22 protein-coding genes and 1 pseudogene are annotated in these 22,396 nt (G+C 69.6%); 8 read left to right on the top strand and 15 right to left on the bottom strand.

Annotated features, from left to right (window positions below; all coding sequences use genetic code 11):
- Positions 1-23 precede the first annotated feature (23 nt).
- From ABD361_RS20170 to ABD361_RS20180, 3 genes are all read left to right on the top strand, one after another.
- Positions 24-2,063, top strand: a complete 2,040-nt coding sequence (locus ABD361_RS20170; protein WP_344436780.1) for a hypothetical protein — start codon at positions 24-26, stop codon at positions 2,061-2,063.
- A 36-nt stretch (positions 2,064-2,099) separates the two neighbouring features.
- Positions 2,100-2,309 carry a hypothetical protein gene (locus ABD361_RS20175; protein WP_344436781.1) on the top strand — a complete coding sequence of 70 codons (210 nt, stop codon included), beginning with the start codon at positions 2,100-2,102 and terminating at the stop codon, positions 2,307-2,309.
- 196 nt (positions 2,310-2,505) lie between these two features.
- Complete coding sequence (locus tag ABD361_RS20180; RefSeq protein WP_344436782.1) at positions 2,506-2,733, top strand: hypothetical protein; 228 nt, start codon at positions 2,506-2,508, stop codon at positions 2,731-2,733.
- A gap of 513 nt (positions 2,734-3,246) precedes the next feature.
- On the opposite strand, the gene ABD361_RS20185 is transcribed toward ABD361_RS20180, so the two are convergent.
- The 7 genes from ABD361_RS20185 to ABD361_RS20215 form a co-directional block, all read right to left on the bottom strand.
- The gene (locus ABD361_RS20185) at positions 3,247-4,446 is read right to left on the bottom strand and encodes a hypothetical protein (RefSeq protein WP_344436783.1); all 1,200 of its coding nucleotides are present in this window, start codon (positions 4,444-4,446) and stop codon (positions 3,247-3,249) included.
- 2 nt (positions 4,447-4,448) lie between these two features.
- The gene (locus ABD361_RS20190) at positions 4,449-4,862 is read right to left on the bottom strand and encodes a hypothetical protein (protein WP_344436784.1); all 414 of its coding nucleotides are present in this window, start codon (positions 4,860-4,862) and stop codon (positions 4,449-4,451) included.
- 17 nt (positions 4,863-4,879) lie between these two features.
- Positions 4,880-5,926 (bottom strand): hypothetical protein, encoded by a 1,047-nt coding sequence (locus ABD361_RS20195; RefSeq protein ID WP_344436785.1) that lies wholly within the window; start codon positions 5,924-5,926, stop codon positions 4,880-4,882.
- The gene (locus ABD361_RS20200) at positions 5,923-6,228 is read right to left on the bottom strand and encodes a hypothetical protein (RefSeq protein WP_344436786.1); all 306 of its coding nucleotides are present in this window, start codon (positions 6,226-6,228) and stop codon (positions 5,923-5,925) included. The genes ABD361_RS20195 and ABD361_RS20200 overlap by 4 nt, the downstream gene beginning before the upstream one ends.
- Before the next feature lie 199 nt (positions 6,229-6,427).
- Positions 6,428-7,846 (bottom strand): hypothetical protein, encoded by a 1,419-nt coding sequence (locus ABD361_RS20205; RefSeq protein ID WP_344436788.1) that lies wholly within the window; start codon positions 7,844-7,846, stop codon positions 6,428-6,430.
- A 68-nt stretch (positions 7,847-7,914) separates the two neighbouring features.
- Complete coding sequence (locus ABD361_RS20210) at positions 7,915-8,067, bottom strand: hypothetical protein (RefSeq protein ID WP_344436789.1); 153 nt, start codon at positions 8,065-8,067, stop codon at positions 7,915-7,917.
- An 832-nt stretch (positions 8,068-8,899) separates the two neighbouring features.
- On the bottom strand, positions 8,900-9,157 hold the full coding sequence (locus tag ABD361_RS20215) for a WhiB family transcriptional regulator (protein ID WP_344436790.1): 258 nt from the start codon (positions 9,155-9,157) through the stop codon (positions 8,900-8,902).
- A gap of 621 nt (positions 9,158-9,778) precedes the next feature.
- On the opposite strand from ABD361_RS20215, the gene ABD361_RS20220 reads away from it, so the two are divergent.
- Entirely contained in the window at positions 9,779-10,537 is a 759-nt protein-coding gene (locus tag ABD361_RS20220; protein ID WP_344436791.1) for a GntR family transcriptional regulator, read from the top strand.
- A 249-nt stretch (positions 10,538-10,786) separates the two neighbouring features.
- Here ABD361_RS20220 and ABD361_RS20225 read toward each other — a convergent pair whose 3' ends face one another.
- Together ABD361_RS20225 and ABD361_RS20230 are read right to left on the bottom strand one after the other, a co-directional pair.
- Positions 10,787-10,984, bottom strand: a complete 198-nt coding sequence (locus ABD361_RS20225) for a hypothetical protein (protein ID WP_344436792.1) — start codon at positions 10,982-10,984, stop codon at positions 10,787-10,789.
- A gap of 583 nt (positions 10,985-11,567) precedes the next feature.
- Positions 11,568-11,975 (bottom strand): hypothetical protein, encoded by a 408-nt coding sequence (locus ABD361_RS20230; RefSeq protein ID WP_344436793.1) that lies wholly within the window; start codon positions 11,973-11,975, stop codon positions 11,568-11,570.
- A gap of 713 nt (positions 11,976-12,688) precedes the next feature.
- Between ABD361_RS20230 and ABD361_RS20235 the strand changes: the two genes are divergently transcribed.
- From ABD361_RS20235 to ABD361_RS20250, 4 genes are read left to right on the top strand one after another with little or no spacing between them, the layout of a single operon-like run.
- Complete coding sequence (locus ABD361_RS20235; protein WP_344436794.1) at positions 12,689-14,071, top strand: PTS transporter subunit EIIC; 1,383 nt, start codon at positions 12,689-12,691, stop codon at positions 14,069-14,071.
- Positions 14,068-14,475, top strand: coding sequence for a hypothetical protein (locus ABD361_RS20240; RefSeq protein WP_344436795.1), 408 nt, complete (start codon positions 14,068-14,070; stop codon positions 14,473-14,475). The genes ABD361_RS20235 and ABD361_RS20240 overlap by 4 nt, the downstream gene beginning before the upstream one ends.
- Positions 14,476-14,515: 40 nt before the next feature.
- Positions 14,516-15,307 carry a glycosyltransferase family 2 protein gene (locus ABD361_RS20245; RefSeq protein WP_344436796.1) on the top strand — a complete coding sequence of 264 codons (792 nt, stop codon included), beginning with the start codon at positions 14,516-14,518 and terminating at the stop codon, positions 15,305-15,307.
- Between the two features lie 59 nt (positions 15,308-15,366).
- The gene (locus ABD361_RS20250; RefSeq protein WP_344436798.1) at positions 15,367-15,906 is read left to right on the top strand and encodes a hypothetical protein; all 540 of its coding nucleotides are present in this window, start codon (positions 15,367-15,369) and stop codon (positions 15,904-15,906) included.
- Positions 15,907-15,957: 51 nt separating this feature from the next.
- Here the strand turns inward: ABD361_RS20250 and ABD361_RS30710 are convergent.
- From ABD361_RS30710 to ABD361_RS20280, 6 genes and pseudogenes are all read right to left on the bottom strand, one after another.
- Positions 15,958-16,316, bottom strand: a pseudogene (locus tag ABD361_RS30710) (transposase); the annotation flags it as partial.
- A gap of 166 nt (positions 16,317-16,482) precedes the next feature.
- On the bottom strand, positions 16,483-17,070 hold the full coding sequence (locus ABD361_RS20260) for a hypothetical protein (RefSeq protein ID WP_344436799.1): 588 nt from the start codon (positions 17,068-17,070) through the stop codon (positions 16,483-16,485).
- Positions 17,063-17,533, bottom strand: coding sequence for a hypothetical protein (locus ABD361_RS20265; RefSeq protein ID WP_344436800.1), 471 nt, complete (start codon positions 17,531-17,533; stop codon positions 17,063-17,065). Before ABD361_RS20265 ends, ABD361_RS20260 begins: the two co-directional genes overlap by 8 nt.
- Positions 17,517-19,382 (bottom strand): type IV secretory system conjugative DNA transfer family protein, encoded by a 1,866-nt coding sequence (locus tag ABD361_RS20270; RefSeq protein ID WP_344436801.1) that lies wholly within the window; start codon positions 19,380-19,382, stop codon positions 17,517-17,519. The genes ABD361_RS20265 and ABD361_RS20270 overlap by 17 nt, the downstream gene beginning before the upstream one ends.
- A 151-nt stretch (positions 19,383-19,533) precedes the next feature.
- A complete protein-coding gene (locus ABD361_RS20275; protein ID WP_344436802.1) occupies positions 19,534-20,892 on the bottom strand; it encodes an ATP/GTP-binding protein in 1,359 nt (452 codons plus the stop codon).
- A 9-nt stretch (positions 20,893-20,901) separates the two neighbouring features.
- Positions 20,902-22,392: an SCO6880 family protein gene (locus ABD361_RS20280; protein ID WP_344436804.1), complete on the bottom strand. Its 1,491-nt coding sequence runs from the start codon at positions 22,390-22,392 to the stop codon at positions 20,902-20,904.
- Between the last annotated feature and the right edge of the window lie 4 nt (positions 22,393-22,396).

Consider the following 22,396-nt stretch of genomic DNA (forward strand, 5'->3'; position numbering starts at 1 on the left):
TGTCCACCGAGGTGACTGCGGCCATGAACGCGGAAGCACTGGAACGCTACGCGCGTCTGGTCAACCTTCAGCGGGGCATGCGCCGTGCCCGGGCGCTGGATACCGCGGACGCTCCCCCCGAGGCGGGTCCCCGCGATCTGGCGGGCCTCGACACCGCGATGGCCGCCGCGCAGAACAACCAAGCCTTCTACTTCAGCAACCCCGACTGGCACGCCATCCGCGACATCCGCCAGCAGGTCGACGCCGTCCTGGCGCGCCTCAACGAACAGGCGGAGGTCACCCCCCAGACCGCGGTCCAGGCCGCCAAGATCACCACCCTTGCCGCGAGCCTCATCGCCCGCCACGCGGCCAGGGTCAGTGCGCACCTCGACAAGTGGGATCAGCGCAACACACCTGGCGGGCAGGCCATGCGCACCCTCACCCGGGTCGCCGAGGACCACGCGGCCCGGGCCTCCGGGCTGGACTCCGTACAGGCCCTCGACAGTCCGCGTCTGCTGATGGCGCACGTCCACAAGCTCAACCGGGAGCTGCGCAGGGCCGAGCCGGACGACCCCGAGACGGACCTGGGCCTGGATGATGCGGACGACCCCGAGCTGGAGAGCGCGCTGTCCACCGGAGCCAAGGCCGACCCGGAACTGGCCGAGGCATCCCAGCTGATGACCGCCCTGACCGAAATGGCAGGCCGGGCCCGGCGCGCCGGACACCGCCTCACCCTCGACGTGCGCCTGCACGGCCTGGTCGAGGCCGCTCAGCTCCGCGGCATCGAGATGATCTCAGGGATCGCGCGGGCCGTCATTCGGCGGTACGACAACCAGGGCCAGGGCACCTCCGGGCGCCGCAACATCGCCGCCATGGTCCTGCACTACGCAGAGCAACGACTGGAGCGCATGCGCGGCTCCCTCGGTGCCGAGGAGCAGCGGGACTTCGGCCACTACGAGGCGGAGCCGCCCGAGCGGTACCTGGACGCGCTCTACGAAGAGTCGCGCACCGTCCGCGCCGAGCTGAGCGCAAAGAGTCTGCGGCCGCAGGACCGCCCGGAGCTGCAGATCCGCTACCTCCTCGCCCAGAAAGCGATCGCCGCAGCCGCCAACGGCGAGCAGGAGTTCGGCACCCAGGCCGTCTTTCCGCCCAGCGATCTCGTGGCCGGCCTGCAGACCAACAAGCCGGTCGAAACCCGGCGCGCGCTCATCACGGCGCTGCGCCGCAAGGTGGACAACAACCCCTTCGACCGCAACGCCCAGTACCTCAACAAGGTCGCCGACCGTCTCGCCCAGGAGATCGCCGGACCGCCCAAGCTCACCGCCCAGGCCCTGGAAGCCGAGCTCAGCGCCGACCAGGTCCGCGCGGTGGCCGCGCACGTGGTCGAGCAGCGCACAGTCGCCTCACCGCTCGTGCTGAGCGAGACCACCGAGCTGAACCTCACCCATGCGCAGGCCGAGCGGGCCCTCGCCGTGCTCCAAACCCTCAACGTCGTCGGCCCTCCCAACGGCCTCAAGCCGCGCGAGACCCTCACCGCCTCCCGCAACGACCTGCGCAGCCAACTAGAGTTGCTCGAGCAGCGCCTACCGAACCTGCTCGAACTCCAGAAGGGCGCCGCGGCCATCTCCGCATCCGCAGCACCCGAGGCACCGGCACCGGCCGTGCAGCCGCAAGCCACCCCGGCGCCCGAAGCCGCCGCCCCTGCAGCGGCGCCCCCCGAGCCGGAGCAGAAGCAGGCACCGGCCGCACCCAGTCCATCCGCGCCCGCTGAGCCGGCCCCCGCGGCGACGGTACCCGAACTGCCGCGCCGGGACCGCAGGACCGAGCGGCGTCACCCGGGTAACCTCACCGCCCGGCCCACCCCTCAGGCGGACACCCCGAGCAACCAGGACCTCGCCAAGCTGCTCGAGGGCCAGGAAGGCCGGCTGCTGGAGGTGAGCCAGAAGCTGATGGCCGGGACCGAAGCCCGCGCCGCCGCCCACCCGGCACCCCCCGAGAGCACGCCGGCCAAGGCCACCAGCGTGGACGAGGCGCAGCGCAACGCCCAGCAGACCCAGCAGTCCGTTGGCGTGGGCGTGCGCTGACCGACCCACCCATCCCCGCACGAGAGGGCGCACCGCATGGACGAGGGACGGCTCGAGGAGCTCCGACGGCTGGCGAGGCTGCGTGAGCAGCAGGATGAAGAACGCCGCACGAGGAAGATCGCGGCGGATCTGCGGCTGCAGCAGCAGGAACGCCAAGCCCAGGACGAGGCGCACCAGGCCGCGGCGCCTCCCGAGGAGCAGCACTATGCGCAGCTGCCCGACCCCTCCTACACCGGGATCCGGTGACTGGGGTGGCCCGGGCCGATGCCGCGGCTCGCCGCGGCCGACCCGCCGCTGCCGATCTCACAACGGCTGGCCTGGGGCACCCGGCGTACACCCACCGCGCTGGCCCGGGGCCGCCGCGGCCTGGCACTATGGCGGCGCCGCTGCACTCGCGATCGTTGACGAACAGCGGGATGTCGACCCGCTCTATCTGCGCGCCGTGCGCGAAGAGATCCGGCAGGGCTGGGAAGGCGACCACGCCCCGCGCCTGCGGGCCGACGGGTCCTGGCTCACGGTGGTCGGACACGACGCCCAACTGCGCTTGGGCGCTGATGGCCGCCAGTGGTATCCCTTCCGCAAGAAGTACGGCACCTGGTGGCCTGCCGGATTCCCGCTACCTGACGTGACCGCGGTCCTGGGCGAACTGGTGGCACCGGATCCGGACTAGCCCGGCGGGAGATCGCCCTTCGTCGCGGCCACCGCGGGGCAGCTGCCAGAAGGCGTGCACCCCTGACTACAGACCACAGCGCGGCACGACGATTCCCGTCCCGCCCCAGCGCATTCCGTATCGACACGGATGTCGCTCCTTCGGCGCGACCGTGCTCGTTCCGGTTGAGGGCGTTGCGGTCACGCGACGACGCGCATGGCCCAGGCCAGCACGACCAGGACCACGAGGCCGATCACGACCTGCTCGCCAGTGATCGCTCGGACCCCGTCGGCGGGGCAACTGCCCCCGTGCTGTGCGCCCCGAGCGCGGCGCCTGGCCCTTCTGGGCCCTGCGGGTACGCGCACTTGCACACGTCCCACCAGAACATCGGGGACAAGGGGGCTCACTCGGGCTCACTCCCTTTCGGTCGCCGCCGGTCGGCCGGCGCACACTCCGGACGAGAGCCCGGAGCGTCCGCTGGTGGACCGGTAGGCCGCCTACTCGACGAGTAGGCGGCGGGTAGGTCAGCGGTAGTTATTGCTGGTCAGAGGCTCGGGAGGTCGGTAGTAGGCGGATCAGATTGGACCCAGGAGTGGGCAGGGGAGTGAAGGACTGAGGAAGATCGTCGGAGTGCACACCGGGCCGGTTACGGCTGGCCCCATCCTTATCCGAAGCGGGGGCCTTGACCCCATCCCGGATAGTGATCTGGTGACCCTCCAGGAGGGCACGCACGTCAGCCATGCTGGGGCCCGCTTCCCCCTCCTTCTGGAGGCTCAGCCACAGCTCTCGGAGGTGCACCGCGACCCCGCTTCCGGTGGGCTTCTTGATGCTCTCACGCACCCACTCGTAGACCCGGATTCGCTCCCGTTCGGCTTGCTCCTCGGGGGAGAGATCCGGCGCTTCCCCACCGGCCGGATCGGCTTCCGCTTCTCCGTTCCCCTGGCCTTTTTCCTGGTCTTCAGGCGATTCCGCTTCTGCTTCTGCGGCTTCCTCTCGTACCTCCCTGTCCTGTTCCTCTCCGTGTTCGTGCACTGCGGGGACACCCACGACTCCCCCGACGATCCAGGCGATCACCATGAAGACGATCACCACGCCACCGCCTCCACGCGCAACGTCCACCGGGTGGTCGGCCACCCACGACGCGGCGTTCACCACCACCGTGCCGATCATCGGGAACACGGTCTTCGTCACGAACATGACGCCCATCCCGGCGATCAGCGTCCCGCCAAGGATGACGTCACCCGTACTGGACTTCGCCGTCGTGGCCGCCTTCTTCGCCCCCTTCTTCCTCCCGGCGGGCTTCCGGCCGAGCCCCTTCGCCGGGGTCCTGGTCTGCGCAGCGTCCCCAGCCTCTCCGGTGGCGGACGGCGCCGGGGCCGACTTCGCGCCTTTCCCTTTCCGGACCTGGCCGAGCACCAGCGCCCAGCCGCGGCGGGTGAGGGTCCATGTGCCGTGGAAGATGACCACGGTGCCAGTCCTCATGGTGGCCAGACCCGCGCGGTTGAAGAAGTGGTGCGCGCCGAGCTCGGGCCGGGTCATAAACCGGGGCCGTGGCCCCGTGGCGCTGCGTTCCGCATCCTCGAGGACCTCGCACCACCACGCCCGAAGGCGTGACGGCGGGGCCGCCACGCCTTCGTCGCTCTCCGCCATGTCGTCGACCGTCACCAGGTCAACGACATCCGCCAGACCGTCGTCGTCATCACCAGGGTCCGGTTTGACCAGGTCTACGGCCATGGTCAGGCCACCACCGTTCCGGTCAGGTTGCTGATCATGTGCGTGAGGGTGGCGAACAGGCCGCCTGCCGCGGTGTAGAGGGAAGGCAGCATGAGCGCCAAGACACCGTTGCGGAACTTTGACGGCTTGAGGCCGTACACGAGCAGCGTCACGAGGATGGCGACCGCGCCCGCGCCGAAGTTGGCCCCGTTGCCGAAGCTGGACTGGATCGCCTGGGACAGGCCGCCGCTCATGTCGCTCAGGAAGGCGAAGGTCTCGCCGGCCTGCGCGTACAACTGACCCGTGACGAACGCAACCACGATCACGCCTTCGTGGCTGAGCTTCACCTTCCAAGCTCCCCGGGCGCCAAGGATCAAGAAGGCCGTCATCACGACCGCGCCGCCGGTGAAGCCGATCGCTCCGAAAACCTGATTCACTTCTCTGCCTTCTCATCTCAGTTAGTACCGAACAGGAGGAACGCCACGGTGGCCGTGGCGGCGGGAACGTGGGCGGCCCAGATGACGCCCTTCCAGGGCCACTTCTCGCCGTAGTGGCCGACCCAGCCGCGGACCGTGCGGTAGGCGACCTGGAGGCCCAGGGCGACGCCGCCGCCGACGACCCAGGCGGGCCGGGCCATCTGCAGGACCGTGATCAGGCCCAGGGAGGAGACGAAGAGGACACCGCCCCACTTCGACCGCGTGGCCAAGCCCAAGGCCCCAAGGCCCAGGGCGCAGCCAGCCACGGGTGTGGCGTACTGGTCCGCGTGGGCCATCAGGCCGGTGACCCAGTCGTCCAGGTGCAGACCCCAGCCCGCGGCGTATGCGGTCCCGGCGAAGACGACTTGGCGGCCCCGGGGGTTGTCGACCAGACCGCCGCCATTCGCGGTGCCCGTGATGACCGGGCCGGCGTTCTTGACCGCGGCCGCGAACCGGCCACCCGTTGCGGCTGGCGCCGGGGCCTCTTCGCCGTCGGGCTCGTCGCTCTCATACCGGACGGTCTGGTCCTTCTTCCACCAGGCCCAGATCCTCTTCGGCTCGGGCGTCTCGTCGTGGTCGCCGCCGTCCTCATCGGCGGCGCTGTCCTCTGCGGCAACCGGCTGGGCCGGGGCAGCGGCGTCCTTCGACAGGGGCGCCATCACCACCGGGGCGGGGCTCCGCGCCGGGACGTTGCCGGTGAAGGTGTCCTGGTCTGCAGCGTCGTCCTGATAGACGTCGGTCCACCAGTCCTTTGCCGACCGGGCCGGGACCGGTGCCGCGACGGGGGCGGGCGCCGGTTCTACCGGCCACAGGTCCAGGTGGACGTCGGGCATGGTCGCCGCGGCGTCGGGTGGCGGGTCTGGCTCGGCGGCCGGGGCCGGGATCGACGGCGCGGTCGACGTCGCCAGGACGTTGTCCAGGTCCGCCAGGAAGTCGTTGACCTCGCGGACTGGACCCCTCGTCGACTCCGTCTCCGGTGCCTCGCCGACCGTAGGGGCCGCAGCTTCGACCTGATCGGTGCTCATGCCGCGCGCACCCCCCACCGCGCGATCGCGCGGACCATCGAGGCGCGCGCCAGTATCTCGTCGGGGCCCGGCACCCTGGGGTCGCCGCCTTCGATCACGGTCAGGGGCGGTTGGCGCGGCACCCAGTCCAAGCCAGCGGGCAGAAGGTCCCCGACCACCTGGCGGAGGTCGACGGACTCGTGGGCGAAGCCGGTCGGGATGGATCGGGGGTCGATCGCCGGGGTGCGCGCGCCGTAGTACGTCACCGTGCGCGGCTGGTCTGCATGGTCGAAGCGGGAGAAGGCGAGGAGGCGCCGCAGCATGGGGAAGCACTCCGTGTTCTCTGGGGGGCGTACTGAACGTGTGGGTGGCGCAAAGGGAGCGGACGCTCACATCGGGCGGAGGGCCGGATGCGCGGTTCTCCAAGGGGTCGTGGCCGGCGGCGGTAGCTGATCTCCTCCGGGGGGTCCCCTGGGGGCGCCGAGGGCAGGGGATGACCGGACTACCGCCGCCCACTACCACCTACTGGCGGCCTACTGGATACGCTGAGTGAGCAGTGGCGGGGGCTGTGCGGCGCTCCGCTTCGGCCAGGACGCGGGCCGCGAAGTCCGCGTCTTCGGCCATGGCCTTGTCGGCGTCGGCGTACCGATCGCGACCCCAGGTTTCCCCGCGGCCGTACCCCGCGGCGAAGTCCTTCCGGGTCGGTGCGGCGTCCAGGAGGACCAGAACCGCGGCCTCGAAAGTCGCTGCCTCAATCTGCTTCCGTTTCGCTTCCGCGCCCCGGACGTCGTCCGATTCCGCGGTGCGAGCCTGCGGAACCGCGGAGAGCTTCCGCGTCTTCCCGGACGTTTCCGCGGACAGAATCGCGGTTGCTTCTGTAGCCGCCGCGCGCCGCGCTTCCGCGGCCTTGCGGCGCTCTTCCCGCGCCTCTCCGTCGGCCTTGATCTGCGCCTGTGCCCGGAGCCGCTCCGCTTCCGCGGCGGCTTCCGCCTGGGTCCGCATCGCCGTGGCCTGGGCTTCTGCCAGGATCCGCTGCCGCTCCAGGTCCGCTTCGTGGGCCTTCGCCTCCGAAGCGAGCCGTGCGGCGCGCTCCGCGTTTTCGGCGTCGATCCGGGCCTGTTGCTCCCGCGCTTCCGTCTCCAGGCGCGCTTGTTCGGCCGCCGCGATTCTGCGCCGCTCCTCGTCTTCCGCGTCGGCCTTCCTCCGCGCTTCCGCGTCCGCGCGGGCCTGGGCCGCGCGCCGCGCTTCCGCCTCGGACTCGGCGCGGATCTTCCGCGCCTCCGCTTCCGCCAGGTCCCGCGCTTTCTGGGCTTCGATGGCCGCGCGTTTCTCCTCCGCGGCCAGATCCGCGGTGCGCTTGCGCTCCGCTTCCTTGTCCGCGCGCTCGGCTTCCGCGCGCCGCCGGGCCTCGTCAGCGTCGGCCTTTCGGCGCGCTTCCTCTTGGTCCTTCCAATCACTCAGCGTGTTCAGGTGGACGGACTTCCTCCCCACCGCAAACTTCCGGTACCCGGCCCCCGCCTCGGCCAGGAAGATGACCAGGACGGGGATGACGGAGTGGAGGAGGAGGCCGGCCGGGTCTGGGCGGTCGGGCCACCCGGTGAATACCGCGTCTGGGTACAGCGACCCCCAACAGTTCATGAGCCATGTGGCGAGTCCGGCGAACCAGCGCAGCGCGAAGGGCCAGCCGCCGGGGCGGTAGCCGTGGGAGGACAGTTTCCCGTCGATGAACAGGGCCGCCAGCAACGACACCGACACCAGGGGGTCGAGCATCCATGCAATGGCCCAGTGGACGTGGTGTTCATTTGCGAACACGGTCACATTCACGGCGGAGAAGATGAGGCCCCCGACACCCAGAATCACCAGGACCGTGGTCACCAGGCGTTCGATCCGTTCCAGATCAGCGATCGCCTTCCGCGCCTTGTCGGCGTCTTCGGCGGCCACGCCCCGTACGGCAGGCGGCGGGGTCTTGGTTGTGGTTGGGGTGGCGGGGGCCATGGTGCGGATCACTCTCAGCGCGATTGCGGGGTGGGGGTTGGTTTCGGCGGGGTGAAGTGCGCCCCGGGGATGCGGTACGGCTCGTCGGCCGGGACCCCGGCCTGCTCCCGGAGTGCGTCGACCAGCTCGCGTACGTGGTCGCTGTCCGGCTGTGCGTCAGTTGTCATGCGGCGCGTCCAGTTCGGCTTGTCAGGCGTCGGAGACGGTCGGCGCTCTCCTCGGACACCGGGCCGGACTGCTGCCGCGATGCTCGACAGGGCGGTCCGGGGCGCGTGGCCTTCTTCGGGTCGTCAGACGTCACGGCGCCCGTGATCGAGGAGCGGCGAGAAATTATCAGTGGCGCGCCCACGCAAGGCAGTTGGGGAAACGGAAGCGATGTCGGGGCGTGATGTGCTGGGCACGGCGTCCCGACCTCGCAGGTGGGGTTAGGTGGCCGACCGGCTCCCGGAGGGTGGAAGGCGCGGGGCGCCCACGGCGCGGGAAGTCCCGAGCCTGCGGCGCGGGGCTCGGGCTCGGCACACTTCCGCTGTTGAAGTAGGCGTCCCAGTTCATTTCCCGGAGCAGCCGCAGACGAGGAGCCCGCGGCGGAGCGACCCGTCCGCGAGGTTCCGGCCCCGGGCAGTTGCCGGAGTTGAAGTAGGTGTCCCAGTCCCATGCGCTGAGGTCGCCGTCGCTGGGGCGCTTGATCTGCGCGCGGCTGTGCCGGGCCAGCGGAGCGCCCGTGGCGGCCTGTCGGATGCGGCCCATCCATCGGGAAACGACGGCGATATGGTTCTTCATTGCTGCGTCCTCCAGACTGGTTCTGGTCGTTGCGTGGCGGTGGACCGGTGTGTCCTCACCGGTCCGCGCCGGTCGTCCGGGTGGTGTGCTTCCTTGCAGGGATGGCTCGCCGATCCGGGCGGCCGGGGCCGGGCCCGACCCCGCCTTCCTCGGGGTCGGGCACGGCGCCTGGCTGTCCGGGGCAGCGGACGTCTGCCGCTTAGGGCGGGCGCTGTCCTCTCAGGCCGAGGCCGGGCGGGCTCGGTTGCGGGCGGCGCGGCGCTTCATTGCGCGGCGCTCGTCCTCGCTGTGACCGCCCCAGACGCCGGAGTCCTGACCGAACTCGAGGGCCCACTGCAGGCACTGCTCCATGACGGGGCAGCGGCGACAGGCGGCCTTGGCTTCCTCGATCTGCAGCAGCGCTGGACCGGTGTTGCCGACAGGGAAGAACAGTTCGGGGTCTTCTTCGCGGCATACCGCGTTGTGTCGCCAGTCCATGGCGTACCTCCACAGGTTGCTTGCTGTCGGGTGGAGTCCGGCGCGGGCAGGCGTCGGACCTGGTGAGTGGGTCGTGCGGGTGCACGTGGGGTGCGGTTGGCGGCAGGTGCCGGCCGGTCGCATCGTCCTTTTGAGCCGGTTGCGCGGTACCTCGTGAGCGTGTGCCCCTTTTCGGCTGGCTGGTCTCCACTGGCCTAACCGGCGCACCACGGCTCTCGCTGGCGTGGTCACGGCTGTCGTGCGTGTGGTGGATCGCGCTGTGCAGTTGTTGGACGTTGTCGGAGGTGCCGCGGGACATCCGCAGGCCGTCCGACGTAGTGGTGCAGCCGCCTGCTTGCGTGGTGCCGCATTCCGTCTGCTCGTGGGGCGGGTGGCGCTGCAGGCGGGGAACCGCGACTGCCGCTTCAGCCCCGTGGTGCGCCTGGATGTGCAGGCGCACCACGCGAGCTGAGGCAGCAGACGTGCAGTCCATGGGTGCTGGGCTGCTCGGTGCCGACCACAGCTAAGCAGAAGTTCCGTAAGGAAGACAAGATGTTCCGTAAGGAGCTGCTGGTCTGGCTTCAGCACACGCCGTTCCGCCCCGTACGATCAGGGTCTGATGGGAGAGCTGGGAGGAGCGGTATGACTGACGCGTCGAGCGCGCAGCGCGTGTTTGTGGACATCGCTGACCAGCTCCGGTCGGACATCGCGCAGGGCGTCTACGCGGACGGCGAGCGACTGCCCAGCGAGGATGGGCTCGCTGCGAACTTCGGGGTGTCGAGCCGGACCATCAACCGTGCCGTCGACCTCCTCAAGAACGACGGGCACGCCATCGGACGGCGCGGATCCGGCGTGTACGCGCAGACCCCGCTGGCGATCAGGTACAAGCCATGTCGTGATCCGGCCGAGCCCCCGGGCAGGGCAGGCGCCTGGGCCGCGGGCGAGCTCCGAGCCTTCGACATCGACCTGATCGGTGTCACCGCCGAGCAGCCGCCTGCCGGAGTCGCATCCGTACTGGGGCTCGGCACGGAGCAGACAGCCCTGACCTGGACGGCACGGTTCTCCGTCCAGGGCCGGCCCGTGATGCTGACGCGCACGTTCGTTCCTGCCGAGTTGGTCCCCGCGACCTGCGCGGCCAAGGGCGACGCCTCCCCGCGCCGGTTGACCGTCTTGCTGTCCGACCTCGGGCTTTCTCCCGCGGAGGGGGTCGTGGAGACCCGAGGCAGAGCTCCCTCCGGTGAAGACTGCGACCTTCTTGACATCCCCGTCGGACGCTTCGTTCTCGACTCCCGCGTGACCGTGTGGGACGCGCAGAAGCGCGCGCTGGCTGTCGAGCAGACCGTGATGGACACCGCCGCCTTCGTCGTGGCCCACTCCATCAACCTGGGCGAAGCCGGGTAGCGGGCCCCGAGTCCACAGCTGTTCACTACCGATGGATGTCCGGCAGGCCGGCCGCGCTACCGGTGCCCTCGCGTGAACGGCGCCCGGTCGGTGTCCTCCGAATCGCATCCTGCGACCTGGTCCACGAAGCCGGCCACAACTGGCTCAATGACGCCCTGATCGCCACGAACTGCGAGATCAGCGAGAAGGCGACCTTCTACTCCCCGCGGCGCAAGACGAAACGCCCGCATTCGGCTTCCTCCACTTCCTCTATGCCTGCTGGGTCTTCCCCTCGCCATGATCTACACCGCCCGTGTCCTGCTCCAGCTCAGCAGCGACGTACACCGCTTCCTGGCCCCCTACCTGGACGAGCAGCGCGCACTGCTCGTCGCCACCGCGGACGACCACCCCCAAGCGCTCGCTGTGATCAGCGACCCCGCCCTGCGACAGCGCCTGGGTGCTGTCCACGCCGAAGCCCCCACGCTTTGGTCCCGCACCCCACCCGGCGTTCCCTCGGCTGTCTTGAACGGAGTTCTCTGAGCCCGGGCGAACGGCGGGAAGTGGCCGCGCCTCTCGAACGGGTAGCCGACGGCGCTCTCACTGCCGCCGGAGGCCATTTCAGCCGGTTGCGATGTGATCTTCGGCCGCCCGCAGCAGGACCTCTTCCTGCCGGCAAGCCGTAGCGCGGGAGCCCGCGGCCTCCTCGTCGGCGGCAGGACGTTGCTCGTCCCAATCGGCGGGATGGAAACGGCGCCCGGTCAGGGAGCCTTCTGGAAACATGGCTTCACCGAGAGCCGACATCGAAGTTGAGGTTGAGCTGCGGCTGTGCGCCGTCCTGCACGCCTGAATCGCCTCGTCGACGCACCTCTCGGCGGCTACGCGACGCGGGTCGCCAGGGTGCAGCACTTTGGTCGCGCTCACCCGCTACCTGCGGCTCCCCGAACTCAGCGAGTATCGGGGTCCAGCCCACCTCTTCGGCGGACGCCCAGCAAGGTTCGCTCCGTGTCGTCACCGGCGCGGACGGCCCCCTCTGCGGCTGGCGTAGCGTTGCTCAGTATCCGAGTTCGTTCTGAATGCGCAGGACATCCAGGATATGGAGCAGTTGGCCGTCGGCGGAGCGGGCCATCAGCATCACGGCATGTGGCGCCGTGTCGCCGTAGTCGGCAGTGGTGATCTCCTCGCGGAGCTCGGCCTCGAAGACGGCACACTGGGGGCAGTTGTTCAGGTGGATCAGATATCGGGCCGGTGCTCTCAGTGTGGTCCCGCGATCGTGAAGGAGGAGCGCAGGCTCCCCGCTGGCGTGGGTCCCTGTGCCTTCGCGGACCTGGTAGACGATGTACGGCCGCTCGAAGCGGCGGGCGTCAATGACGGACCCGATGACGTGGACATCGTCGCCGGGCTGGAAGTGGGACGTCTCGATGATCCGCTCGTGGACGGCACCGGTGAGTGGCTCGGCCATGACGGTGGACGGTAGAGGTGAGGGCGGGCCTCAGGGAGAGGCGGAGACCGGCCCGCGGGACGAGCAGCCCGGCAGCATCGGAGGCTGGTTTCCACACCGGGCATTGCATTCCGCTCCGCGCATCCGCAATAGGTGCCCGGCTGCTGGCCAGGCCGCGGTCGATGTCGAACGTCCGCCGTCCTTCGGTGGGCCGGGAGCTCGGAGCGCAACGACAGGGAGGCTGCTACAAGTGTTCCGTCAGTCCGGCACCGATCGGACGTCGGCGTTGAGCCGGTGGCGTCTTCCTGCCCAGCCAGCAGGCGCAGCCATGGCCGCCGCCTCGGGCGGGAGAGACACGGGGCGCAATGACAGGGAGCAGCCCAGAGCGGTCTAGTCCGGTTCCGAACGGTCCTCGGCGCGGTGGTGGTGTCGTTCCGCCGCCCGGCCCGGGGGCGTCCGCGGGCGCGGGCAACGTGGCCAAGAACCGCCTGGCGGGAGCGAAGGAGCGAGAGGTGTTCCTGGCCCTGACGCCCTTCCTTCGGAGGGTCCCGCGCACGGAGATGGCGCATTGCGGGCCTGAGAGGTCTCGTTCAGCGTGGGCTTCCCGATGCCCTGATGCCCAACACGTCGCGGACCCGTGCTGCTTCGGAGGAATCTGTGCCTGCCCGCCTCGAAGACATCCTGTCCCTGCCTCTCCGGGAGCGGACGGCCCCCAACGGGCGGGGCGGGGCGCGATGACCCTGGCAGCGTTGCGCAAGGCGGGCCCGGCCGAGCCGCAGGGGCCTGTGAAGGGACGCTGGCGCAGGCCCGCCCGCACGAGCAGCAAGGCGGGATTGCTGCGCAGGCTGGGAGAAGGGCTCGCCCTCCCGGTCGCCACCCTTCCCGCCGCCGGACTCCTGCTGCGGATCGGGCAAGAGGACCTCCTGGGAGGTGTCGCCGCGGTCGCCCCGGCTGCGGCTGTCGTCTCGGCCGTGGGTGGAGCCGTGCTCGGCAATCTCCCGCTCCTCTTTGCCGTGGGCGCGGTCTTCGGCTTGCAGCGCGAACGCGACCCCCACGCCGTGCTGGCCGCGATCATCGCCTATCTCGCCATCAGCCACGCGTGCCTCCAGCTCAACCCGCTGCCATCCAACCGGCTGGGCACCCCTCCGAGTCAGCAGCCGTACGGAGCGCTGACCGGGATCCTGGCGGGGATTTTGGCGGCGCTGCTCTGGCGGAGACTAGCCGCGCGAAAGCTCCCGGCCTTCGCGGCCCACGCCGTGATCATCGTCGTCGCGCTCGTTCTCGGCTCGGCACTGGGCCTCGCCTTCCCAGCGGTCAACGAGGGGCTCGTCTGGCTGGCCAAGCAACTGACCGCGCAGGCAGTCGTCGGGGGCGGGGTGTTCGGTGTACTCAATCGATCTTTGCTTCCGGTCGGCCTCCACACGATTCCCAATGCGATCATGTGGTTCGTCGCGGGTGAATCCTCCAACGGGGTACGCGGTGACATCCCGCGATTCCTGGTGGCTCACGATCCGGCCGCGGGTTCGTTCACGACCGGCTTCTACCCGATAGCCCTCGGGGCGCTGCCGGCGGCCGCGATCGCCATGTGGCGCACCGCCCTGCCCGAGCAGTGCAAGCGCACCGGTCAACTCCTGGGCATCGCGGCCCTCATGTCCTTCTGCTTCGGTGTCACCGAGCCCATTGAGCTCCTGTTCGCCTTCACTTGTTGGCCGTTGTACATCGCCCATGCCGTGCTTACCGGGACCAGTCTCGCCCTCGTCAACGCCCTGGGTATCAAGGACGGCTTCGTGTTTTCCGCCGGCGCACTCGACTTCGGCCTCAATTTCTCCATAGCGACCCGGCCGCTCCTGCTGCTGCCGATCGCTGCCGGGTATGCGGCGATCTACTACGTGCTGTTCAGGTGGGCCATTCTCCGCTTCAACCTCGCTACCCCCGGCCGCTCCCGTGTCCACGAGTCGGCTGCGGACGGCAACGACCTCGACGTTGGTCCGGCCGGGCCGCTCACTGCTGCCGGTGCGTCCGACAGGGCCCGGCAGCCCTGGCCCTCTGCCGTGCCGCCACCACCGTCCCCGAGGACGCAGGCCACGCCAGCCCACAGCACGAGGAGCGGTACATGATTCCCGAAGAGATCCAGACCGGAAACTACGGCAGAGGCGTCTTCTTCCCGCTGGTTGTGGTCGATGCCGTGCCGCAGTGGCAGAACCAGGGTCCTGGCGTCACGCCCGTGCGGTGCGCGGAGGACACCGGCCAGCTGCTCGCCGTGCGCTGGTGCGGGCCGGAGAGCGCGGCCCCGCAGGCGACGAGCGCGCTGGCCCGGGTGGTGGCAAGCGCACCCCCGGCCCATGTGCTGCATGACTCCGAGCGCCTCGCGGCCTTCCACGCAGCCCTTCCTCAGTATCTCTACCTGATCGCACTGACCACTTCGTCCGTGATCGGTCCCTGGTCGCAGCGCCCCGGCCAGGCCGGCGCAGTCACCCACCCGAACCCCTCCCCGGCCGCCCGGGGCATCCGAGCGGCATAGACCCAGCCCAGCCGATCCACCTACCGACTCCGGAGGACCCATGCCCTCGACCACTCCTCAGGCCGCCGTCATTACTCCCACCCGGCTGCTCCCCGAGCGGCTCCCGTATCTGATCGCGCTCCACGAGAGCCTGGTGCGCCAGACCGGCAGCGCCTGGCAGTGGATCCTGTCGCTGGACGGTGGTGATCCGCGCGACGTCCCGGAGCAGATCGCGCAGGATCCGAGAGTGAAGGTCCTGGCCCTGCCGAAGTGCGGAGCGGCGATGACCCGCAACCTTGCTCTGGGCGTGGTCGAGGCCCCTAAGGTGATCTTTTGCGATGATGATGACGTTTTGCCCAGCACGTCCATCTCCACGCGACTGCGGTACCTGGAGACAAGCGGGGCGGCCTGGGTCGCCGGCCAGATCCACAACCTTCGCATCGACGGAACCAGTGAACTGCGCCCGAGCCCCGTCCCGATGGGCTGGCATGAACCCGGCGCGGTCTGGACCTTCGTGGACTCCCCCCAGCAGCCGGTTCCGCTCGGGCACACCGCCTTGATGGTGGAAACGGACTACGCCGTCGAAGTGGGCGGACACGGCGGATTCATCCAGGGTGAAGACTATGTGTATACGGCATCCATTACTGCGAGGGCAGCCGGTCTCGTCGTCCCCGACGTCGTCTACCTCTACCGAGATCACGCCAACGGGCAGATGACTAAGGGAGAGAGCTACGACGTCCTGGAAGAACGCGTACGCCTCTTCGTCATGCGCCAGAATGCCGCCATCATGCGCCGCGCCGCCCAGAAGCAGCATGATCGACCGTTGCCCCACGTCGCGAGCAGCGCCGCATAAGGGACCGATCGCGACCTCCCCGGGGTACAGATGAGGGCGGAGGCAGCTAACTTGTGGCCATGGCCGCCGCTCCCTCTCCGAGGCCCTCGTTCCGATCCGCCGCGTACTGGGCGGAACTCAAAGCCATCGCGGACGACCTGATCAACCACACGACGCCCGGCTCGCCGCAGACCTTCGGGGAGGGGCGCGGCGCGCTCCAGCGCCTGTCGAATCGCGGATTCGGGCCCGCGAGCCTCTTCGACCTGTGCACCCTGCTGGTCTTGGCGGCGCCCCGGCCCCCAGCGGATGCCCCTCCCACAGGTGAGAGCGATCCGGTGACTCCACTGCCGCCGACCACGCCGGCGTCGAGCGCGCGGCCTGCCGCCACCGCGGAGCTGACGCGCGGGCCCGTGACGGTGGCGGCGCGCCCGACGGAACGCCGTCTCCAGCACTTGCGGGCGCTCGAAGGAGCCGTGGCCGAGGCCCTGTCGATCAGCCCTGAGCAGCCCAGAGCGCGTGACGCCGCGCGCCGCGCACTGATGGCCCGAGGCCGGACTGTCCAGGACGCGACCGCGGTCTACGGGATCATCTGCGAGCTATTCGGCCACGCAGCGAGCTGAACTGCGCAGTGCCGCACGGGCGCGTCTGCGCGGCGCGAGAAGAGCTCATCGGCCATCTGCCCCTGCACCAGGCGGGCTCGGAGCTCGCTGAGCACCGAGTAGTCGAAGCCAGTCTCGGTCAGCTCCAGCCCGAGGGCCTACTTCAGGTCGATCCTCACCCGCACCGCGGCAGCGGCCTGTCGATTCGACAGCCCTTCAGCGAACTGCAACACCGTGACCAGTGCCAACCCCCTCGGAGGCACAGCAGGACGGCCCCGCCGCGGGAACAGAGGGGCGGACGTCTCACCGGAGAAGACGTCCGCGAACTCATCGCGCAGCTGCATCGCCGGTGTGCCGTGCGGAGACACCGTCCGAGCCACCTGCTCCGTCTCCGCCGGAATCTCACGCAATCCGGGCTCCCGCAACGACACCGCGACACCCTCCCGAAACGCACCGTCGGCCTTCACCACCACAACCAGGTGATGAAGGCCGACGTCACGCACAAGGGATCAGCCACATACCAACAGTGTCCGATCGTTCCGGCCCCGGGGGAGTTGGTGGACGCTGGCGGTGGCAGTTGACCTCGGGGCCGCTGGGCTATGCAGCCTTAGGTGTGGCGGGACCACTGTTCCCCGCGCCGGGTGGACCGGCCTCGATGATCTTCTTGCGGTAGGCGGGATCGGTTCCCCAGACGGTGCGCGACTTGGTCTGGTGGTAGCCGTTGGTGCACTCGCCGAGCCACGAGCGCCCGATCCGTTCGATCCCGCGCGCCCAGGCGTCGTGCCACAGGTAGGGGCCGGCCGCCGCGTCCTCCTCGTTGCCGAAGGCCGACTCCCAGCCGGTCCACAACGCAGTCAGTTCGGCCACGACGGCACCGTGCTCCCACCAGCAGGCATGCGGAAGCTGCTCGGTGGTCAGCTCATAGGTGTCGGCCATGCGGATGACCCACGCGGTGAACTCGGTCCACAGCTCGGCGCGCTCCTCCTCCTTGACCTTGTGCCACACGACGGGCGCGCCGCGGGCGCGAGCACTGTCACTGCCGCCTTCCTCGCCGGAGGCGCTCTGCTTCGTGGCACCCCGCACGGCTCCGGCGTCCTCAAGCCGGGCCAGGCGTGCGGCGAAGCCGGTGAGCTCGCCGTTGATGGACTCCAGCGCGTCGAAGAGCGGGCCGAGCGGATCAGGCACGTGACACCGCCTTTCGCACCAGGCGGTCCCGCGCCGCGCGCACGGTCGCGGCGGCAGATGGTGAGTTCACCAATCGCGGGGAACGGGGGAGGAGCTGGGGCTGGAACACGGTGTCTTCGAGTCGGACCAGGCGTGCGTCGAAGCCGATGAGCTCGCCGTTGATGGACTCCAGGACGTCGAAGAGCGGGCCGAGCGGGGCGTTGTCCTGAAGCAGTTGTGGTGCGGGAGTATCCCCGCCTGCCTCTTCGAGACGTAGCAGGCGGTTGTGCAGGTCGCAGTGCTCGCCGTTGACTGCCTCCATGGCATCGAGGAGAGGTGCGAAGGGATCGTCGCCCTTCTGATAGGGCCGCGCGGCAGTGGGCGGTACGCCTACCGCCGGGTTGGGGATGTGTCGCGCGAGGCTGACCAATCTGCCATTCCTGGTCTGCAGGACGAACGTGGACCATTCATCGGCTGGCGACATGGCTGTTCACCTTCTTCAGGGCTTCCTTGGTGGCTTCGCTGATCTCCTTGGCGCGCGGGCCTTCGTGGATCCGCTCGAACTTGACCCGTGTGACGGGGGTACGCCGGTGCACGACCAGGCCCTCGCGTTCCTTGATCTGCCGGATGTCGCCGGGCTCGAGGACGGCCCGGCGGCGGGTGGAGATGCTGATGGAGGCGCGGTCTCCGTCATCGCTGATGGATTCGGTGTCCTCTTCGAACTCGCCGGCGAGCTGGGAGTAGGTCTTGAGCTCCTGCTCGTCCGAGACACCACCCAAGATGACCTTGATGGTGGCGGCCGCGAACATCTTGCGGACGCCCAACTCCCCCCATCTCTCGTGTGCCTGGGCGAGGTTCTGCAACACGGCGACCATGAAGATGTTCTGCGAGCCGGAGACCGACATCAGGCTCGGGATCTGCGGCAGCGGAGCCACGTTGGCCAACTCGTCGCCGAGCAGTGCGAACGGCGGGTCGAGGCGGCCGTTGGGCATCCGGGCTGCGATGACCTTGGCGGTGTCGAGGATGGCCCGTGAGAACGCCGCCAGGATGGGCGCGAGCGAGCTGCCCTCGTCCTCTTCGCCGATGAGGAAGACGGTGCCGCCCTCGGTGAGCCACTTCGTGATGGAGAAGTTGTTCTCGTCGCGCGCGGACTTGCCGAAGATGGCGGCAACCTTCTGGTCGTACAACGCGAGGATGGACTGCTCGGCGGTGCGCCAGCTCGCCGATCGCTCCTCGGGCGCCGCTGCGTGCTGGGCGGCCAGGGCCCGGGCGAGGTTCTCCTGGCCGTGGGCGGCCAGGATGTCCACCGGCTGCCGCTCGGTGGGAGCGGTGGCCCAGCGCAGGATGTCCATGCCGCTCAGCCCGTCGAGCGCGGCCGCGTGCAGCCAGCACGTCATCAGCATCTGGGCATTCATGACGAAGTATCCACCGTTTTTGGTGCCTTCGTCAGACTTTGCGGTGCCGGCGAGGGTCTCGGCGCGCTTGCGGGCGACGGTGAAGTCCTCGCAGCCGTCCGTGATGGCCCACTGCAGTTGCAGCGGCCAGTTGGACAGGCCCGTCGGGTCAAGCACCATGACCGGCCCGTGCTTCTCACGGCTCTTGGCCGTCGCGTACAGGACGTCGGTCTTGGAGGAGGTGGCGAGCACACTGCCGGGGAAGTCGAGGATCCACGGCATGATCAGCTGACTCGTCTTGCCCTCTCGGGGAGGGGCCACGATCAGGACGGTTTCCTCGAACGGGATATACAGCTTCACGCCGGTCGGGATCGCGGTGCCGCAGAACACAGCGACTTCGCTCACCGGCACGTCGGTCACCCGCGGCGGTGCGCTGGAGCGCCACGGCAGCGCCTTGGACGGTGCGGCTGCCTTGTCGAGGGAGGGACGCGGTGTGGCCAGGCTCGGGCGCAGGGCCCCGAGCCGGGACAGGGCCTTGGCCTCGCCCATGGCCTCCTGCAACTGAGCGGTCGTGGCCAGGCCGTCGGTTCCCTCGTCCCGCGTCGTACGCCAGCGCTGCCATCCGGCGCGGGCGCCCCAGCAGGTGCCGGCCGCAGCGGCGAGAAACGGCGGGTAGAAGGCAAACGGCCCGCCCACGCCGGATCCGGCTGGGTAGGCGTCCTGCGGATGCAGGGGGTTGCTCATCAGCGCGGGGATGGCGGCCGCTGTCTCGTTCCACGACACCATCGCGGGCGAGGCGTGCGCGACCAGGCCGGAGAGGACGGCGGCCACCCACGTCCAGAGGGTGAGAGCAACTGCGGTGATGCACAGGGCGATCCACCAGGCGTCCTTGTAGACGTGCAGGCGGTTGCCCGAGTGCGGGGTGACGACTTTGGCCACTACCGAGCACCCCCACCAGTGGCTATCGAGGCAAGGGCGGCCGCGTGGCCCCTGCGGAGCGCCGCTGCCGTACAGGGGCGGGCGAGCGGCGGGACGGACAGAGCCACGGCGTGCCGGGCCGGTGCGCGGGCGGTGAGGCTCCAGAGGGTCATCAGGCGGCGCTCTTTCGCATCGAGATGAGCGGTGCCACGGGCGCCTGGCTCTCGGAGGCGGCCTCGGTCATCTTGCGGTTGGTATTGGTCAACTCCGACTCGGTCGCGCTGCGGATGTGCTCCACCAGATGCATCCGGTTGCCCACCTGCCACACGGCTCGTCCCGGAGAGCAGCGGCTGGCGCTGTCGACCAGCGCCTCACGCGCCCAGTCGGGCAGTTGCAGGTAGTCCGCCGTGATGTCGGCCTCGGCCTTGTCCATGTGATAGAGCACCCGGGTGGCGGTCAGTTTCAAGATCGCCGCCGCCTCGGGGGCCTCCTCGACCATCAGGTCGCCGAGATGGTGCAAGATCGCCCAGAAGGAGAGGCCGAGACGCCGTCCGTACCGGACAAATTCCTCGAAGAGCCTGGCCACGGGCCGGTGGGATAGGATGTGCCACGCCTCTTCGACGATCAAGGTGCGCTTGACGCTGTCGCCAGGCTTGATCCACGCGTAGCGCAGCCACGGGCCGATCACGCTCATCAGCAGCGGCATAGCCTCGCCCTCCCGCGGCAGGCGCGTGAGGTCGAAGACGATGAGCCGCGCGTCCAGGTCGATCCCGGGCGTGGTGGGGCCGTTGAACAATCCGGCCAAGTCCCGGGACGGGCCGCACAGTTGGTCCATCGCGAGGCTGGCCGACTGGCCCCACTCGACCATGTTTTCAATACCGACCTGGCGCCGGCCGAGCATGGCCGGCTCAGGGTTGGTCAGCGCGTCGTGGATGTCGGACAGCACCGCGACCCGGCCCTCGGCCGCGGCCCGCACCTGCGCGGCCGCGTGGGCGACCGAGAGGGAGAACTCGCTCTCGCTGCTCAGCGGCCCGCCGATGATCTCCACCATCGAGCAGAGGATCTTGAACTGGTGCTGGGAGGGAATCCGCGGATCCAGCGGGTTGAGCCGCACCCCCTCGCCGTCCTCACCGCCGTAGACCAGACGGATCGGGGTGACGCCGAGGGCGCGGGCGATGCTGTCCCACTCACCCACCCCGTCCTCACCCTGCGCGTCAAGGATGCAGAATGAGCGGTCACGGAAGCGCAACTGCCGCAGCACGTAGCACTTTTCGAGCGAGGACTTGCCGAACCCGGACTTGCCGAGCACGAGGGCGTGACCACTGGGAAGACGTTCACGGGCGGAGGGGTCATAGAGGATGAACGGGTCGTAGATGTATGCCTTGCCCGAGTAGATCTCCCGGCCGATAATCACGCCCCTCGGGTCCGAGGACGGGGCGCCGACCGCAGGGTAGAGCCCGGACGCGGTGGCGGTGGTGGTGCGCAGGGCGCGCCGCCTGGTCTGGGACTGGCGGCGTATGAGTTCGAACATGGCGTCGCCTCAGTCCTTCAGCAGTCCGGTGACCATGGGCAGGGTGTTGGCGAAGGCGCGGTACTGCTCGGAGTCGCACCACTCCAGCGCCAGCTGGCTCTTGACCGCGGCTGCCCGCACCGTGTTGCGGTGCTGGACGAGCAGCTCGGGGTCAGGCGCGGTGACGGTGACCCACCCGGTCAGCCGCACGCCGGCCGCGCCGTTGGCGAGGTCGTACATGGTGGAGGCGGACGCGCCCAGCTCACGTTCTTCGCGCGGGTCGGCGATCTTCCCGGGGCGGTTGTCGGCCTGGCCGGCCTCGTTGGTGACGTCCGCCATGGCGTCCTCGAGGGCCTTGTCGGCGGGCAGGAGCCGCATCGTCACCCCGACCGTCAGGATCACGTCGGAGACATACAGCAGCAACGGAGCCATGAAGTTGATACCGACCGGCAACACAGGGAACTGCTTGATCCACGCGGTGCTCGTGTACCAGGGATCCGCGCCCTCCCAGCTGCGGGCCGCCATGCGGGTGGGCTCCCGCGCGTCCATCTCGGCCGGCCAGCAGCTCGCGCGGTCCATGCCCCGGGTGTCGTTGATCCAGTGGTCCGGCGCGTAGGCGTGGTGGATCAGCGAGGCGAGCGCGGGTTCGTCGAGGTTGCGCACCCAGCGCAGCTGCGCGCCGCCCAACCCGCGGATGAACTGCTCGATCTCCTTGCCGAGGACCTCGCCGTACCCGTCGTGCAGGGTCTTGTAGGTGAGGGCCTCGGCCGACAGTTCCTGGGTGTAGGGGATGCCCAGCACCAGGAACAGCCTGCGGTCCTCGGCGCGGACCGAGACCATGTCGACCAACTGGTCGTAGGAGTCGCTCAGCCAGGACGGGGCGGCCGGATCCCGGCGCGCGGCGGCGTCGTGGGCGTGCGCGTTGGGGTCGGTGGGCAGCAATCGTGCCAGCCACTGCACGTACTCGATGCGACCGCCGCTCTCTGCGGTCTCCTTGAGCAGGTACTCGTAGGCGGAGATCAGCACTTCCTTGTCTGCGCTGTCCAACCCGCCGAAGTTCTTCGCCCCTTCGACCTCGATGCAGGTCACGAACATGCCCTCGGTGGGCTGGAGCAGGACGGCGATGTCGCCGTACGCCGTCTTCGCCGTGATCCACTCCAGGGAGGCGGGCACGCCCGCCGGCTGGGCCACCGGCAGGGGTGTACCGTCCCGGCGGCGCCCGGCCAGCGGGGCCGTCGACTTGTACAGGAGCTTGCCGTCGCGCAGCAGCCGGCGGTGCGAGCGGCGGATCTCGTACCATCGCAGGAACGTGCGGCCCTGGTAGGGGACCATCGTGACGTAGATGCACGTTCCGGCAGCCCCGAGCGCTCCGATGATCTTCAGAGGGATCCCGGGCAGGCCTGCCAGCAGGCCGACGGCCAGGACGATCCCGCCGAGCAACACCAGCTGCTCGTCCAGCTCGAAGCGACGCCCCAGCAGACCGCGCGGCCGCGGTCGGGGGAAGCTGAAGACGCGGTCCATCGCG

It is taken from the genome of Streptomyces luteosporeus, from assembly GCF_039532865.1.
Lineage (GTDB): Bacteria > Actinomycetota > Actinomycetes > Streptomycetales > Streptomycetaceae > Streptomyces > Streptomyces luteosporeus.

Bases quoted from the DNA above. Each gene is read 5' to 3' on its own strand.
- ABD361_RS20170 (WP_344436780.1), top strand. From the start codon at position 24: ATGAACGCGGAAGCACTGGAACGCTACGCGCGTCTGGTCAACCTTCAG.
- ABD361_RS20175 (WP_344436781.1), top strand. From the start codon at position 2,100: ATGGACGAGGGACGGCTCGAGGAGCTCCGACGGCTGGCGAGGCTGCGT.
- ABD361_RS20185 (WP_344436783.1), bottom strand. From the start codon at position 4,446: ATGGCCGTAGACCTGGTCAAACCGGACCCTGGTGATGACGACGACGGT.
- ABD361_RS20195 (WP_344436785.1), bottom strand. From the start codon at position 5,926: ATGAGCACCGATCAGGTCGAAGCTGCGGCCCCTACGGTCGGCGAGGCA.
- ABD361_RS20200 (WP_344436786.1), bottom strand. From the start codon at position 6,228: ATGCTGCGGCGCCTCCTCGCCTTCTCCCGCTTCGACCATGCAGACCAG.
- ABD361_RS20210 (WP_344436789.1), bottom strand. From the start codon at position 8,067: ATGACAACTGACGCACAGCCGGACAGCGACCACGTACGCGAGCTGGTC.
- ABD361_RS20215 (WP_344436790.1), bottom strand. From the start codon at position 9,157: ATGGACTGGCGACACAACGCGGTATGCCGCGAAGAAGACCCCGAACTG.
- ABD361_RS20220 (WP_344436791.1), top strand. From the start codon at position 9,779: ATGACTGACGCGTCGAGCGCGCAGCGCGTGTTTGTGGACATCGCTGAC.
- ABD361_RS20230 (WP_344436793.1), bottom strand. From the start codon at position 11,975: ATGGCCGAGCCACTCACCGGTGCCGTCCACGAGCGGATCATCGAGACG.
- ABD361_RS20235 (WP_344436794.1), top strand. From the start codon at position 12,689: ATGACCCTGGCAGCGTTGCGCAAGGCGGGCCCGGCCGAGCCGCAGGGG.
- ABD361_RS20240 (WP_344436795.1), top strand. From the start codon at position 14,068: ATGATTCCCGAAGAGATCCAGACCGGAAACTACGGCAGAGGCGTCTTC.
- ABD361_RS20245 (WP_344436796.1), top strand. From the start codon at position 14,516: ATGCCCTCGACCACTCCTCAGGCCGCCGTCATTACTCCCACCCGGCTG.
- ABD361_RS20250 (WP_344436798.1), top strand. From the start codon at position 15,367: ATGGCCGCCGCTCCCTCTCCGAGGCCCTCGTTCCGATCCGCCGCGTAC.
- ABD361_RS20265 (WP_344436800.1), bottom strand. From the start codon at position 17,533: ATGTCGCCAGCCGATGAATGGTCCACGTTCGTCCTGCAGACCAGGAAT.
- ABD361_RS20275 (WP_344436802.1), bottom strand. From the start codon at position 20,892: ATGTTCGAACTCATACGCCGCCAGTCCCAGACCAGGCGGCGCGCCCTG.
- ABD361_RS20280 (WP_344436804.1), bottom strand. From the start codon at position 22,392: ATGGACCGCGTCTTCAGCTTCCCCCGACCGCGGCCGCGCGGTCTGCTG.